Annotated in this window: 1 protein-coding gene and 1 pseudogene; both read left to right on the top strand. The window is 65.0% G+C overall.

Annotated elements, in window-relative coordinates; translation table 11 throughout:
• Positions 1-745, top strand: a pseudogene (locus AC1D00_RS42810) (signal recognition particle protein); the annotation flags it as partial.
• An 85-nt stretch (positions 746-830) separates the two neighbouring features.
• Positions 831-976 (top strand): 30S ribosomal protein S16 (rpsP, locus tag AC1D00_RS42815; RefSeq protein WP_477014878.1); only part of this gene is annotated, 146 nt, incomplete at its 3' end.

Below are 976 nucleotides of genomic sequence, written 5' to 3' on the forward strand. Positions count from 1 at the left end.
GCCGATCAAGCTGATCGGCACCGGCGAAAAGACCGACGCGCTGGAAGATTTCCAYCCCGACCGTATCGCCGGCCGCATCCTCGGCATGGGCGACGTGGTGTCGCTGGTCGAACGTGCCGCCGCCAACATCGACGCCGAAAAGGCCGCGCGCACCGCCGAGCGCATGCGCAAGGGTCAGTTCGACCTCAACGACATGCGCGAGCAGCTGTTGCAGATGGCGAACATGGGCGGCATCAGCGGGCTGATGGGCATGATGCCCGGCATCGCCAAGATGAAGAACCAGATCGCGGCCGCCGGCATCGACGACAAGATCCTGAAGCGCCAGGTCGCGGTGATCGATTCCATGACGCGCGACGAGCGCCGTCATCCCGACCTGCTCAAGGCCAGCCGCAAGAAGCGCATCGCCGCGGGAAGCGGCCAGAGCGTCGAGCAGGTCAACAAGCTGCTCAAGATGCACCGGAACATGGCCGACGTGATGAAGGCCATGGGCTCGGGCAAGCGCGGCCCGCTCGCCGGCATCGCCCAGGCGATGGGCTTTGGCGGCGGCATGAAGATGCCCTCGCCCGAAGAGATGAAGGCAATGCAGGAGAAGATGCAGGGTGGCGGCGGGCAGGGCCTGCCCAGCCTGCCGAAGGATCTGCCGCCCGGTCTTCGCTCTGGCCTACCGAATTTGCCGGGGCTTACGGGCCTCAGCGGCAAGCCGACCCTGCCGGGGCTCGGCGGTTTTCCCGGCAAGAAGAAATGAGGAATTCGTCGCGGGGGACCGCACCGGTCCCGCGCAACGCGGAATACCAATCAACCGAACAAACTGTACTTTGAAGGAGAACTGAATGTCCGTCGTTATCCGCCTCGCCCGCGCAGGCACCAAGAAGCGTCCCGTCTATCACGTCGTCGTCGCCGACTCGCGCTTCCCGCGCGATGGCCGCTTCATCGAGCGTCTCGGCTATTTCAACCCGCTGCTGCCGAAGGACAACGA

The sequence above is a fragment of the Bradyrhizobium sp. P2_E8 genome, from assembly GCF_056403875.1.